This window comes from Methylobacterium aquaticum (assembly GCF_016804325.1).
GTDB classification, from domain to species: domain Bacteria; phylum Pseudomonadota; class Alphaproteobacteria; order Rhizobiales; family Beijerinckiaceae; genus Methylobacterium; species Methylobacterium aquaticum_C.
Genome location: NZ_CP043627.1, coordinates 2,939,309 through 2,952,797, shown reverse-complemented (window position 1 = coordinate 2,952,797; position 13,489 = coordinate 2,939,309). Strand labels below are relative to the sequence as shown.

Below are 13,489 nucleotides of genomic sequence, written 5' to 3'. Positions count from 1 at the left end.
GAGAGGAGACCACCATGGCTTGGACCCGCGACCAGATGGCGGCCCGCGCCGCCCGCGAGCTTCAGGACGGCTTCTACGTCAATCTCGGCATCGGCATCCCGACGCTGGTGTCGAACTACATCCCCGACGGCATGTCGGTGCAGCTCCAGTCCGAGAACGGGATGCTGGGCATGGGCCCGTTCCCGTACGAGGGCGAGGAGGATCCCGACCTCATCAACGCCGGCAAGCAGACCATTACGGAGCTGCCGACCACGAGCTACTTCTCGTCGTCGGATTCCTTCGGCATGATCCGCGGCGGGCACATCGACCTGTCGATCCTCGGCGCGATGCAGGTGGCCCAGAACGGCGATCTGGCCAACTGGATGATCCCCGGCAAGATGGTGAAGGGGATGGGCGGCGCGATGGACCTCGTCGCCGGCGTCAAGAAGGTCGTCGTGGTGATGGAGCACGTCGCCAAGGCCAAGGACGGCTCGGAATCCCCGAAGCTGCTCGAGGCCTGCGACCTGCCCCTCACCGGCACCCATGTCGTCGACATGGTGATCACCGATCTCGGCGTCTTCACCATCGACAAGAAGGGTGACGGCGGCATGAGCCTGGTGGAACTCGCCGACGGGGTGACCGAGGACGAGGTGCGGGCGAAGACGCAGGGGCAGTATCGCGTGGCGCTGAAGAACAGCTGAGGACGAACTGCCTGCACGAGCAGGCAGGACGACCAACACCGTCGGCACCACACTGTGTCATCCCGGGGCTCGACGAAGTCGAGAACCCGGGATCCATAACCGCCGACCTTTGAGAATGAGGCGGCGCCAGTCCCGCTTCATCCTGCATCGTCAGCGTTTATGGATCCCGGGCTCCGCTGCGCGGCCCCGGGATGACGCGGAGGATGCGAAAACCTTTTTCGAAAAAATTATATTCTCAATGCTGCCCCGGATACGCCGCGTCCAGCACGAACGGATACGGCCCGTCGAAGCTCTCGACATAGACCATGTGGCTCACGATCCCCGTCTCCGGCGTGTAGCGGTGGAGCAGGTAGGCCGGCGGCTCGAAGACCAGGGCGCCCGCGTGCTCCGGGTCCAGATCGAAGGCGACCTGATGGGTGACGCTCGGGGCGATCTGGGCGATCGTGCCGGCGTAGCGGGTCACGATCGGCCGGTGGTGGTGGCCGCACAGGATCCGCTCGATGCAAGTCTGAGCCCCGATCAGCCGCCGGAATTGCGCCTCGCCGTCGAGGAGCCGAATATTGTCCATGTGGACCAAGCCGCACTCGAAGGGCGGGTGGTGCATGAAGACCAGGGTCGGGCGGCCGTCACCGCCGGCGAGCGCGCGCTCGAGGAAGCCGAGGCGCTCGGTGCAGAGCGCGCCGTGGCTCGCGCCCGGGACCAGCGTGTCGAGGGCGATCAGGCGGACGGGGTGATCCTCGATCGTGTACTGGATGAAGCCGCTCCTCGCGCCGGGCATCCAGGCCGCCGGCAGGACCTCGCGCAAGGCTTCGCGCCGGTCGTGGTTGCCGGGGATGACATGGACCGGCATCGGCAGGCGCGCGAGCAGGCCGCGCAGTTCCTCGTATTCTTCCGCCAGGCCGCAATCGGTCAGGTCGCCGGAGATCAGCACCAGGTCGGGCCGGGGATCGAGGGCGATGAGATGGGCGACCGCGCGGGCGACCATCCGGTTGGTCTCGGAGACCCGATAGGCCGGCAGCCCGCGGGGGCGCACGTGCAGGTCGGTGATCTGGGCGATGAGCATGGGATTCGTCCGGCACGGGGGCAATGGGCCCTGTCCCGGACGACGCCCGGGACAGGGGGGATGCGTTTCAGCGCGAGGCGATCACTCGGCGCCCGGCAGGCGGAGCGCAGTGTCCTCGACGTAGGGACGCATCAGGGCGTCGGCGGCCTTCTGGGCGGCGGCGAGCGCCTCCTTCGGCTGGCGCTTGCCCGCGAGCACGGCCTGCAATTCGTCCTCGATCGCCTTGCGCACCGGCACGGTGCGGTAGGTGGCAAACCACGGCTGGGCGTTGGCGAGCTGGTCCACCGCGATCCTGGCGTCGGGGTTCTTCTCCAGGAAGGCCTTCATCTCAGCTAAGTCGTAGGCCGCCTTGTTGGGGGCGAAGTAGCCCGTGGCTCGGCTCCACCAGCCCGACTTCTCGGGCGAGGTCAGCCACTGGATCAGGGTCCAGCCGGCGGCGCGCTTCTCGGGCGACAGGCCGGTCGGCTGCACCAGCGAGGCGCCGCCGATCGGCACCGCCTGGCGCACGTTCATCGGCACGAAGGCGACCTTGAACGGGAACTTGGCGGTGTCGCGGATGAAGGTGAGCGAGCCGGTCGAGATGATCATCATCGAGGCCTGGCCGGCCAGGAACGCGCCGGTCACCGCCGGGCCCTTCTGCTCGCCGGACGGATGCACCTTAGCCTTGTGGACGAGGTCCGACCAGAAGGTGAGGGCGCCGAGCATCGTCGGGGTGTCGTAATAGACCTCGCCGCCGTAATCGCGGTTGTAGTATTGCCCGCCGTTGGACATCGTCAGGGCTTCGAGGATCCAGCCGCCGTAATCGTAGTTCGAAGGCATCATCAGGCCCCAGCGGGTGGTGCGGTCACCCTCGCGCTTCGTCAGCTTGCGGGCGGCGTCGGACAGCTCGGCCCAGGTCCGCGGCGGCTTGTCGGGGTCGAGGCCGACCTCCCTGAAGTGGTCGGCGTTGATGTAGAGCAGAGGCGTGGAGTTGTGGAACGGCACGCCGTAGACCTTGCGGTCGATGACGGAATTGGGAAGGAGCGCCGGGAAGAACTGGCCCGTGAAGGCGTCCTGGCTCTTGCCGTCCTTGGCGATCAGGTCGTCCATCGGCGCGATCTCGTGCTCGATCGCCAGATCGGTGAGGAAGTTCGCCGACATGATGACCGCGGCCGGCGGCTTGCCGGCCTTGATCGCCGCGCGGGTCTTCAGGAGCGTGTCGTCGTAGGAGCCGGTGAAGACCGGAACCGCCTTGATGTCGGGATGGGAGTCGTTGAACTCCTTGATCAGCCCCGACATGTTGCGGGCGAGCGCCCCGTCCACGGGGACCGGGAAGAACAACTCGATGTCGGTCGCGAGCGCGGGGCGCGGCGCGGCGAGGCCGGCCGCCGCCACGAGGGCAAGCGCAGCGCCCTTCCACCAGGAAATCATCTGTATTTGTCCTCTACTTGATGCCGGAGGCGAGGAAGCTGTTCACGAACCGGCGCTGGAAGATCAGGAAGGCGGCGAGCAGCGGCAGGCTGACCAGGAAGGTGCCGGCCGCGATCAGCCCCCAGGCCTGCATGCCCTCGGCGCTGAGCGTGAAGCTCGCGAGACCCAGGGTCAGGGGCCGCCTGTCGGGGGAGTTGATGACCATCAGCGGCCACAGGAACTCGTTCCAGTGGCTGGTGACCGAGACGATCGAGAAGGCGACCAAAGCCGGCTTCGTCAGCGGCAGGTAGATCAGGCGGATGCGCGCCCACCAGCCGGCGCCGTCGATCATCGCGGCGTCCTCCAGCTCGCGCGGCACCTCGCGAAAGCTCTGGCGCATCAGGAAGGTGCCGAAGGCGGTGGCGCAATAGGGCGCCATCACGCCCGGCAGGGTGTCGTAGAGGCCGAGAGCCGCGATCGTCTTCAGGTTCGGCACCAGCAGCACCACCGGCACCAGCATCAGCTGGACCAGGAACAGGGCGAACAGGATGCCGCGGCCGGGGAATTCGAGGCGCGCGAAGACGTAGCCGGCGAGCGAGGCGGTGACGAGCTGCACCGCCAGGATGCCGGCGCAGATCACCAGCGAGTTGAGGAAGTAGAGCGGGAAATCGGCCGAGGCCCAGGCCTCGGCGAAGTTGACGAGCGTCGGCGTCAGGGAGGGCAGGAGCGAGGCATCCGCGCCCGATCCCGCCGGCCGGAACGCCGCCACCAGCATCCACCAGAACGGCACCGCCCAGACCAGCGCGAGGCCGGCGACGATCCAGCGGGCGATGTGCGGGGTGACCTCGCGGGTCACCGGGCCGGAGGAGACGGCGCTCATCGGGCCGCCTCCGGGCCCTGGCCGCGGGCGAGCGACAGGCCGGTCAGCGCAGCCAGCAGGCCCAACGTCACCACGGTCGCCGCGGCGGCGCGGCCGGCATCGTAGCGCTCGGCGGCCTGCTCGTAGATGTAGAACAGCAGCAGCTTCGTCGCGTCCGAGGGCCCGCCCTTGGTCAGCACGAAGACGTGGTCGACCTGCGTCACGGCGTTCAAGAGCGCGATCACCCCCACGAAGGCGAAGGTCGGGCGAAGCGCCGGCAGGGTGACGTAGCGCAGGCGCTGCCACGGGCCGGCGCCGTCGAGGAGGGCGGCCTCCTTCGCCTCGTCGGGGATCGCCTGGAGGCCGGCCAGGATGAACAGCATGTAGTAGCCGGCATTCTTCCACACGGTGAGCACCGTGATGGCGGCGAGCGCGAGGTCGGGATCGCCGAGCCAGTTGGCCCCTCTAAGCCCGAGCCGGGCGAGGTGGTGGTCGATCAGCCCGATCCCGGGCAGGAACAGGAACAGGAAGAGCGCGGCCGCGGCCACCAGCGGGATCATCACCGGCAGGAAGAACAAAGCCCGCATCGCGGCGCGCACCCGGCCGGCGCCGTTGAGCGCGAGCGCGAAGGCGAGGGCCAGGACCAGGCTCGGCACCACCGTGCAGACCGCGTAGAGGGCGTTGTTGAGGAGGGCGCGCTGGAAGGTCGGATCGGCGAAGAGGGCGGCGAAGTTGGCCAAACCCACGAAGCGGGTGCCCCGGCGCGTCACCTCGTGGGTCGCATCCCACACGACCTCGACCACCGGCCAGTAGGTGAACAGGGCGAGGAAGATCAGCGAGGGGCTGAGGAGCGCGAGCGGCAGGGCCAGGGCGGCCAGGGGCCGGCGCGCCGCATCGGGCGCGGCGACAGGCACCTGCCGGGCCGCTGGAATCATGTCGAGGGCGTGGGTCACGGGTTTCCGCCGGGGGTGTCGGGACCGGCGCGTCATCGGGCCGTTTCGTGACAGGCGGATGAAATCGGGATCGCATCCAGCCGCGCTCCCGGCATGGCCGGCCCGATGTCGGCGGTCGTCGTCCCGCTTCGCTGCCTATCCGGTCACCCGAAGACCTGTCCTGCGCGCGGGTCCAGCGTCTCTCGACAGCGAGCCATGATGGCATGACTTGAGCGGGATCATGACGGATCTTGCCGAATCGCCCGCTCGGCGCCGCGAAACCGGAACAATGATGACACAGGCGCGCGGCCGGGCTGGCCGGCACGCCGCCGGGACGGGACGCTCAGCCTGTGAGCCTGTTTGATCTGATCAACAGTCTTCATACCCTGCATGTCATTCCGGGGCCGCGCAGCGGAGCCCGGAATCCAGAAACTCAGGTGGTGGAAGATGAAGCGGAACAAGAGACGCTTTGTCCTGAACCATCCGCGGTTCTGGATTCCGGGCTCCGCTGCGCGGCCCCGGAATGACGCAGCGGACGTCAGATCTGTGGCGCCCCATCAAACCGCCTCTGAAACATCCCACTGAGCGAATCATGACGGACCACGGATACCGCGCCTTCCTGGAGGAGATGCTGGCGCCCCTCGGCAGCGTCTCGATCCGCCGGATGTTCGGCGGGCTCGGGCTGTTTCGCGATGGCCTGATGTTCGGGCTAGCCGTGCGCGACGTGCTGTACCTGAAGGTCACGCCCGACGAGACCGCGTCCTTCGCGGCCGAGGGCAGCGCACCGTTCTCCTATGCCGGGAAAGGCGGCCGGGTAACCGTCATCGCCAGCTACTGGCAGGCGCCGGACCGGCTCAGCGACGACCCCGAGGAATTCGTGGCATGGGCGCGGCGGGCCTGCACGGCGGCGGAGCGGGCGCAGATAGGGGGGGGGGGGGGGGGGGGGGGTTGAGGCGCGGCATAACCTCACGCCACGCGGCATCGTCGCTGGTATGTCCGAGGAATTCGGGGCCCATGTCGGCGTGCGGACAGCCTTCAAGGCCTTCGGTCTCTCTGCTCAGGCGCGGCGGTAAACCTGCTGCCGACGAGGTGAGGCGACGTTCATACCGGGCCAGCCTCGCCGCGCAGCCACCCGTCCAGCCGGCGCAGGAATCGTCCGCGCCCGGTGCCGTCCGGCGTCCGCAGCGCGTGGTCGCCGCCTTCGACCAGATCGAGGGTGAGGTCCACCCGTGGATTGCGCGCGAGGAGACGGTCGCGCCCCTGGATCGCCGCGGTTACGGGCATGCTGCGGTCGGCAGTGCCATGCACCATCAGGATCGGGATCTTGAGCGCGGCGAGGAAAGGGCCCGCATCGGCGCGCAGCCAGGACGCCCAGTAGCGAGAACTGTGGCCGCGCCAGATCCGCGTCGCATCGTCCGGCTCCGCTAGGATGCGGGCCGTCTCACCGTCGAGGTCGTCCCAGCCCTGAGCCTCGGCGATCAGCCGCAGGCTGTCCCGGCCCGGGATCGCCCCTGCGCCGATCACGACGAGATGGGTCATGCCCGGCACATGGGCGGCAACCGACGGTGCGATGGCCCCGCCCTCCGACACGCCGATCAGCACCCGGCGGGGAGCGCTCGCAAGATGGGCGCCCGCATCACGGGCGACGGCCCAGCAGACGAAGGCGGCGGCATCCTCGGTGAGCGTCTGGTAATCGGTGTGCCGCCGGTAAATATCGGAGCATCCGGCCATGCCGGTATCGCGCGGCTGCACGCCGCGTTTCTCCATGCCGACGACGCGCCAGTTCCCCGGCATGTCTTCGAACCATTCGCGAAGGTGCCAAGCAAGGGAGAGACAACCCGACCCGCTCAGGAAGACCAGGGTGCCGTCCCGGCCGCTCCCGTCACCGAGCATGGCCGTGTAGACGATGCGTTCACCAAGGCCCGGGATGTCGACCCGCGCCTCGGCCGGAGGCCGGGAGAGGGCGCCCAACGCATAGGATGCGTAGCCGCCGAGGGAAGGGGCGCAGCCCGAAACTACGGTGCCCAAGGCCATGAGCACCGACATCCGTTTGAGCACGAGAGCCCCTGATTGGATGACGCTAGGTCAACAATGTATGGGACAAGGTCGGCGGAGGCAACCTACCACCGACAGAGCGCCTAGAATTCCGGCTCGTTCAGAACCCGGGTGCCGATCCGGCTCTGGAGGTCGATCGGCGCGCCGGTCTGCTGGCCGGCGGCATCGACCTCGATCACCGGGATGCCGGCGCCGCGCATCTGCTCGCGCAGGCGCTCCGACATCATCCGGAAGGCGCCGCCGGTGTCGCGGGGCGGCATGTGGAGCAGCACCGCGGCCGGACGCGGCATCATCGCCAGCACGTCGTCCGCCGCCTCCAGGGAGGCGGTGACGCTGGCATAGCCCAGCTCGGCCAGTTCGGCGGAAAGGGCCCGATCGATGGCGCGGTGGCCATCGTCGACGACGAGAACTTTTTGCAGCGCACCCATGTCAAAGCGTTAGCCGATCGCGCGCCTCTCGTGAAGGCACCGGGGCTGTAACGCCGTGAGCCGACGAAGGTTCAATTCCGTCGCAGAAGCGGGACCGCCGGACGACCCCGGGCGGGCCTCGGCGACGGCCCGTCAAACCATTGGAACAACGAGCGTTTCGGCCCGAGAAGCGGTACCCGGCACCCTGCCGGTGCGCTATGGCATTGCCGAGACCGCGGTGGCGACCCCGGCGAAGAGCGAGGCCTGGAAGCGCGAGGCCATCCATCCGTCCGGATTTTCGTCCCCGGTGATGCCGCGGCGCAACATGACGGCTGTGCAGGCGGGACCACGGAAGCTCAGGCGCCCGTCCGGATCGCGGCGCAGCTGGATCAGGCCGCCCCGGTCGGTGCCCAGGGCGGCCCGCTCCGGGGCCGCCAGGACGAGGCCGACATCCTGGGCGTCGCGCCGGCCGCAGAGCAGGGCGACCTCGTCGAAGGCGACGATGTCGACGACGCCGGAGCGACCGGGCAGCCGGGTGCTGAGGCGGCAGGGCGCCCGGTGGACGTAGGCCAGGGTGCGCAGGCGGCCCGGCACAGTGGTGCGGGAGAACCCCGCCTCCATCCAGGCGGGCGCGACGAGGTGGGTCGGCACCGGCTGGTCGAGGGCGGCGGAGAGGGCGCCGGCATCGAAGACCGGGTGGCATTCCAGGGTGGCGCCGGCGAGCAGGGCGGCGGCGAGCCCGGTGGCGAGGCCCTTCAGGTCGCTCGGCGGCAGGAGGCTGAGGATCCGCTCGCCCGGCTCGACCCGCAGGGGCACCAGGCAGCCGGCGGCAGCGGCCGTCAGCGCCTCGGCCTCGCGCCGCACCGGCACGGGCGTACCCTCGGGTTCCGGCTGGGGGCCGGGGCGGGCCGGCGAGACGCCCGGAAGCGCGAAGGTGACGAGGCCGGCGGCCGGCCCGGTGCCGAGGGCGGCGGCGTCGCCGCGATGGTCGAGCACGACCTGGTCGAGGCTGATCACCCCGTCCGGCACGTGCGGCCCGAAGGCGGCGACGAAGCGCAGGGGGAAGTAGCGCATGGCGACCCGGCAGATCGTCTCCGCCGGCCGCTCGGCCCCGAGCACCCCCTGGGTCAGGATGGCGAGGACCTGCGCCGCCTCGACGGCCTGGAGCAGACGGTCCTCGTCCCAGGTGACCGGCAGCGGGCAGGGGACGTGCCCGGCCTGCTCGATCGCCAGGAAGGCGAGATGCGCCTCGGCCATGCCGGCCATGCACAGGCCGATGGGGCTCCTGGGCGGCAGCCGCCATTGCTGCAGGCCCTCGGCCAGGCGCGCGACGATCTCGCGGGCGGCGGCATAGGTCCAGGCGATGGCCGGGCGGCCGCACCAGGCGGGCTTGCTCGCCTGGTCGACGAGGGCGATGCGGGCGGGATGCCGGTCGGCGATGGCAGCGAGGAGGGCGCCCAAGCCCATGGTGGAGCCCATCGGAGCGGGGGCGGGCCCCCGGCCCCGGGCGGGGGAATACCGGCAGAGATGCCGGATCCAGCAGGGACGACGCGTCGTCTCGTCTCATCGTCGCCTGAGCCGCCACCACCGTCACCCCGTCCGCCTGCCGCGCCCGCCATCCTGCCCACGCATGGTTAATGCCGTTTTAAGCCTGCCAGCCCCCTCGCGGTCCGCGGTGGGATCGGTTAAGGCCCCCACACGGTCGGCGGCCGAGGCCTTGCCTTCGCCTCAATCCGGGGGAAAGCAGGCGCCCCGGAGGCCGGGCGGAGCCCTTCGGCCGCGCTCCGCTTGCTGCCGGCGACCCGCATCCAGCGGGTTTCGCGCGCAAAGGCCACCGACGTCCTGCCGTTTGAGGGGTCCACTCCTGATGTTCTTCGCGAATCGTCCCGCGCGCCCGAACCAGGCCGCCATTGCCTTCGCCCTGGCCGGCCTCGGGCTCGGTCTCGCGGCCGCTCCGGCGCTCGCCCAGCCCAAGAAGCCCGCCGCTCCCGCCCCGGCTCCGGCCCAGCAGGCGGCCCCGGCCGCGCAGGCCCAGCAGACCGGCCCGATGGTCGTGCAGGTGAAGCCCGAGCCGTCCCAGACCGACTGGACCAAGGTCTGCGGCAAGGACCAGGGCAGCGGCAGCGAGGTCTGCTACACCACCCGCGACTTCGTCTCCGACCAGGGCCAGGCGGTTCTGGCCGTGGCGGTTTACGACATGAAGGGCCCGCAGGGCACCAAGGTCGTGCGCTTCCTGATGCCGCTCGGCCTGCTGCTGCAGCCCGGCATCCGCTTCACGGTCGACAACGGCCAGCCGACCCCCGGCCGCTACGCCGTCTGCTTCCCGAACGGCTGCTTCGCCGAGGCCCCGGGCCTGAAGGACGAGGTCGTCGCCGCGATGAAGAAGGGGACCACCCTTCACGTCAGCGTCCAGAACCAGATGCAGCGCGAGGTCACCTTCGCGGTGCCGCTGGCCGGCTTCGGCAAGGCCTTCGACGGCGCCCCGATCGACCCGAAGGTGCTCGAGGAGCAGCAGAAGAAGCTCCAGGCCGAGCTGGAGAAGCGCTCCGAGGAGATGCGCAAGCAGCTCGAGCAGAAGGGCGCGGCCGCCCCGGCGGCGGCCCCGGCCAAGTAGGCGCCCTTAGAAAGCTTTGACCGGCATCGCGCCGCGGGTTCGCCCGCGGCCGGATCGAAGAAGGGCCGGGCGGCGACGCCCGGCCCTTTCTCGTGCGGATTGCAGGCGCGATCGTCGAAGACCGTGGCGCTTCCCTCGTGAGAGGGAGGCGGGCCTAATTCGCCGCGTCGATCCGCATGCGGTAGCCGCCCGCGGCGTCGCGCTCGAACATCTCGGCGATGCGGGCGTGGCGCAGGGGCTCGCCCGAGCCGTCCGGCACCAGGTTCTGCTCCGAGACGTAGGCGACGTACTCGGTCTCCTGGTTCTCGGCGAGCAGGTGGTAGAACGGCTGGTCCTTGGACGGCCGCACCTCCTCGGGGATCGCCTGCCACCATTCCTCGGTGTTGGCGAAGACCGGGTCGACATCGAAGATGACGCCGCGGAACGGGTAGATCCGGTGGCGCACGACGTCGCCGATGTTGAACTTGGCGAGGCGGATGACCGCGCCGGACGGTGCGGCGTCGGGCTGCGGGGCGGGCATGGCGGAGAGGGTCTGTCCGAAGGGCATGGGCGTCAACATAGGATGACGGGGGCGGGTTTGCACCGGCGCAGGCCTGCACCCAGGGCAGGGCCCGCCCCCGAGGGCTCACGATACCGGGAGGATCATCACTCCAGGCCGTAGGCGCGGGCGAGGTCGGGATCCTTGGCGGCGACGAGCCGGGCGAGGTTCACGATCACGCTGGCCTGCTTCCAGGTGGCGTCGTCCTGCATCTTGCCGTCGAGCATCACCGCCCCGGTGCCGTCGGGCATCGCCTCCAGGATGCGCTTGGCGAAGGCGACCTCGGCGGGATCGGGCGCGAACACGCTCTTGGCGATCGCCACTTGGCTCGGATGCAGGGTCCAGGCCCCGGCGCAGCCCATCAGGAAGGCGTTGCGGAACTGCGCCTCGCAGGCGGCGCCGTCGGAGAAGTCGCCGAACGGGCCGTAGAACGCCTTGATGCCGTTGGCCTGGCAGGCATCGACCATCCGGGCGATGGTGTAGTGCCAGAGATCCTGCTGGGCGCTCGACCGCTCGGACGAGCCGGGGGTGGGGTCGGCGATGACCTTGTAATCCGGGTGGCCGCCGCCGACCCGGGTGGTCTTCATGCCGCGGGACGCCGCGAGATCGGCGGGCCCCAGGCTCATCCCGTGCATGCGCGGCGAGGCGCAGGCGATGGCATCGACGTTGGCCACGCCCTCCGCCGTCTCCAGGATGGCGTGGACGAGGATCGGCTTCTTCACCCCGGCGCGGGCCTCGAGCTGGGCCAGCAGCTGGTCGACGTAGTGGATGTCCCACGGCCCCTCGACCTTCGGCACCATCACGACGTCGAGCTTGTCCCCGACCTCGGCCACGATCTCGATCAGGTCGTCGAGCAGCCAGGGGCTGTTGAGGGCGTTGACGCGGGTCCACAGGCCGGTGCCGTGGGCGGAGAAGTCGGTGTCCCGCGCCATGGCGATGAAGCCCTTGCGGGCATTCAGCTTCTGGTCGGCCGGGACCGCGTCCTCGAGGTTGCCCAGCACCACGTCGACCTGGGTCGCCAGTTCCGGCACCCGGGCCCGGACCTTGTCGTTGTGCGGCGGCACGAAGTGGATCATGCGCTCCAGGCGCACCGGCAGCTCGCGGAACGGCGCCGGGGCCCCGGAGGCCAGGGGCTGGAAGAAGCGGCGCGGCAGTTTCATGGGCGTGTCTCCAACCTTCCGGTGCGATCGGTCTCCCGCATCGCGAAAAAAATCCCGGCCGTGACGGAGGGGTAGTGCAGGGGCGGCGCGGCCGTAAAGGGGGGCGCCTCTCGGCAGATGGTCGTGCCGAGGACCGTCATCCGCCCTTCGCCCTCGGCGGGTGCGAGCCTCATGCCTTCGGGGGACGCTCCGGCCGGGCTCCCCCGGATGCGCGCGACGCCCTGTCTTCAAGGCGCCGTCGCAAGTCGTCCGATGTCGAGTTGCGGGCCGCGGATTGAGGATTATCCTTGCACGACCGCAATGAGGCCAGCAGAGGCAGGGCGGATCGGCTTCCGGACTGGCCGCGACCCGGATCTCCCGCCTCATGATCTGACGGATCGAGCACAAGAGATCTGCGCGCACGTGTTCTTTCGCACATGCGGCAGGGAACGCGAGCCTCACCGTGGCGTTCACCGGACGAGGCGGGCGGCGGAGGACAGACGACCATGTCCCGAGACTGGAATCGGCGCGGGTTTGCCGTCGCCGCAACGACGATGCTCGCCCTGGGCCTCGCGCTCCCGGCCGAGGCCGGCACGGTGGCGGACCGGCAGCGCTCGACCGTGCGGGCGAGCTTCACGGCGGGGGACCTCGCGGCGGCGCGGCCCGAGGGGCTGCCGGCCTCCGTGCGGCTGCCGGGCGACGACCCGGCGGCGTTCCGGGCCTTCCTCGCCGGTGCCGCCATGGCCTCGCGCGCGCCCTGGCTCGCCTTGTCCGGCGGCGGCGAGAACGGCGCCTTCGCCGCCGGCCTCCTGAAGGGCTGGAGCCGGGCCGGCACCCGGCCGGATTTCGGCATCGTCACCGGCGTCTCGACCGGCGCGCTCATCGCCCCCTTCGCCTTCCTCGGCGCCTCGCAGGACGCGGCCCTGGAGAAGGCCTATACCGAGACCTCCGCCGCGGACGTGTTCGAGTTCGGCGGCGGCTCCGAGAGCCTCACCGATACCTGGCCGCTCAAGCGCGGCATCGAGCGCAGCGTCACGCCCACGCTCCTGGAGGCGGTGGCGGCGGAGCACCGCAAGGGGCGGCGCCTCCTCGTCGTCACCACCGAGCTCGATTCCCTGCGCCCGACCCTGTGGGACATGGGCGCCATCGCGGCGGCTGGCGGGCCCGCCGGGCTCAAGCTCTTCCGGGAGGTGATGCTGGCCTCGGCGGCGATCCCCGGCATCTTCCCGCCGGTGATGATCGAGTCGACCGGTCCCGGGGGCAAGCGCTTCCAGGAGATGCATGCCGATGGCGGCGCCACGGCGCCGTTCTTCGTCGCCCCCGGCCGCACGATGCTGGATCAGGTGGAGGGGACGCCTCCCGCGGACGGCCGACTGCCGGCGCCCGAGATCTACGTCGTCGTCAACACCTCGCTGGCGCCGGACTTCCAGGTCGCGCAGCGCTCGATGCTGAGCATCCTCGGCCGTTCGCTCTCGGCGATGATCAAGGCCCAGACCGCCGGCGCCGTCGCGGTGACGAAGGCGTTCGCCGCGCGCACGGGCATGCCGGTCCACATCGCCACCATCGACCAGCGCTTCTCCCAGACCTCGCAGGCGCCGTTCGAGCAGGGCTACATGCGGGCCCTGTTCGCCCATGGCGAGCGGCTGGGGAAAGCCGGCACCGCCTTCGACTGGTCGGCCGACACCATGGTCACCAGCGCAACGGGGCGCAGCGCCAGCAACGCGCCGTAGGGAGCGCGTCAGACGCAGGTTTCCGCTCGACCGATCTGACGTCCTCCATGTCATTCCGGGGCTGCGAGAGTCGAGCCCGGAAC

At 70.2% G+C, this 13,489-nt stretch carries 13 protein-coding genes; 4 read left to right on the top strand and 9 right to left on the bottom strand.

The features are described from left to right. The first annotated feature begins 14 nt into the window (after positions 1-14). The gene (locus tag F1D61_RS13480) at positions 15-680 is read left to right on the top strand and encodes a 3-oxoacid CoA-transferase subunit B (protein ID WP_203158454.1); all 666 of its coding nucleotides are present in this window, start codon (positions 15-17) and stop codon (positions 678-680) included. Between the two features lie 235 nt (positions 681-915). On the opposite strand, the gene F1D61_RS13475 is transcribed toward F1D61_RS13480, so the two are convergent. From F1D61_RS13475 to F1D61_RS13460, 4 genes are all read right to left on the bottom strand, one after another. Further along, positions 916-1,743: a phosphodiesterase gene (locus F1D61_RS13475; RefSeq protein ID WP_203158453.1), complete on the bottom strand. Its 828-nt coding sequence runs from the start codon at positions 1,741-1,743 to the stop codon at positions 916-918. Between the two features lie 81 nt (positions 1,744-1,824). Further along, positions 1,825-3,153: an ABC transporter substrate-binding protein gene (locus F1D61_RS13470; RefSeq protein ID WP_203158452.1), complete on the bottom strand. Its 1,329-nt coding sequence runs from the start codon at positions 3,151-3,153 to the stop codon at positions 1,825-1,827. Positions 3,154-3,166: 13 nt separating this feature from the next. Next, the gene (locus tag F1D61_RS13465) at positions 3,167-4,012 is read right to left on the bottom strand and encodes a carbohydrate ABC transporter permease (RefSeq protein WP_203158451.1); all 846 of its coding nucleotides are present in this window, start codon (positions 4,010-4,012) and stop codon (positions 3,167-3,169) included. Beyond that, positions 4,009-4,926: a carbohydrate ABC transporter permease gene (locus F1D61_RS13460; protein ID WP_203159057.1), complete on the bottom strand. Its 918-nt coding sequence runs from the start codon at positions 4,924-4,926 to the stop codon at positions 4,009-4,011. The genes F1D61_RS13465 and F1D61_RS13460 overlap by 4 nt, the downstream gene beginning before the upstream one ends. Positions 4,927-5,515: 589 nt before the next feature. On the opposite strand from F1D61_RS13460, the gene F1D61_RS13455 reads away from it, so the two are divergent. Then, positions 5,516-5,875, top strand: a complete 360-nt coding sequence (locus F1D61_RS13455) for a TfoX/Sxy family protein (protein ID WP_203158450.1) — start codon at positions 5,516-5,518, stop codon at positions 5,873-5,875. A 149-nt stretch (positions 5,876-6,024) separates the two neighbouring features. Here the strand turns inward: F1D61_RS13455 and F1D61_RS13450 are convergent, their stop codons facing one another. The 3 genes from F1D61_RS13450 to F1D61_RS13440 all read right to left on the bottom strand — a co-directional run bounded on the left by F1D61_RS13450 (position 6,025) and on the right by F1D61_RS13440 (position 8,864). Beyond that, entirely contained in the window at positions 6,025-6,957 is a 933-nt protein-coding gene (locus tag F1D61_RS13450) for an alpha/beta hydrolase family protein (protein ID WP_203158449.1), read from the bottom strand. Positions 6,958-7,061: 104 nt separating this feature from the next. Next, entirely contained in the window at positions 7,062-7,406 is a 345-nt protein-coding gene (locus tag F1D61_RS13445) for a hypothetical protein (protein WP_203158448.1), read from the bottom strand. A 195-nt stretch (positions 7,407-7,601) separates the two neighbouring features. After that, the gene (locus tag F1D61_RS13440; RefSeq protein WP_203158447.1) at positions 7,602-8,864 is read right to left on the bottom strand and encodes an AMP-binding protein; all 1,263 of its coding nucleotides are present in this window, start codon (positions 8,862-8,864) and stop codon (positions 7,602-7,604) included. A 388-nt stretch (positions 8,865-9,252) separates the two neighbouring features. Here F1D61_RS13440 and F1D61_RS13435 point away from each other — a divergent pair, with 388 nt between their 5' ends. Continuing rightward, a complete protein-coding gene (locus F1D61_RS13435) occupies positions 9,253-9,999 on the top strand; it encodes an invasion associated locus B family protein (RefSeq protein ID WP_203158446.1) in 747 nt (248 codons plus the stop codon). Between the two features lie 154 nt (positions 10,000-10,153). On the opposite strand, the gene hspQ is transcribed toward F1D61_RS13435, so the two are convergent. Together hspQ and F1D61_RS13425 are read right to left on the bottom strand one after the other, a co-directional pair. Next, entirely contained in the window at positions 10,154-10,519 is a 366-nt protein-coding gene (gene hspQ / locus F1D61_RS13430) for a heat shock protein HspQ (protein WP_203159056.1), read from the bottom strand. A 125-nt stretch (positions 10,520-10,644) separates the two neighbouring features. Next, the gene (locus F1D61_RS13425) at positions 10,645-11,697 is read right to left on the bottom strand and encodes an HpcH/HpaI aldolase/citrate lyase family protein (protein WP_203158445.1); all 1,053 of its coding nucleotides are present in this window, start codon (positions 11,695-11,697) and stop codon (positions 10,645-10,647) included. Between the two features lie 485 nt (positions 11,698-12,182). Here F1D61_RS13425 and F1D61_RS13420 point away from each other — a divergent pair, with 485 nt between their 5' ends. Next, positions 12,183-13,406 carry a patatin-like phospholipase family protein gene (locus tag F1D61_RS13420; RefSeq protein ID WP_203158444.1) on the top strand — a complete coding sequence of 408 codons (1,224 nt, stop codon included), beginning with the start codon at positions 12,183-12,185 and terminating at the stop codon, positions 13,404-13,406. Positions 13,407-13,489 lie beyond the last annotated feature (83 nt).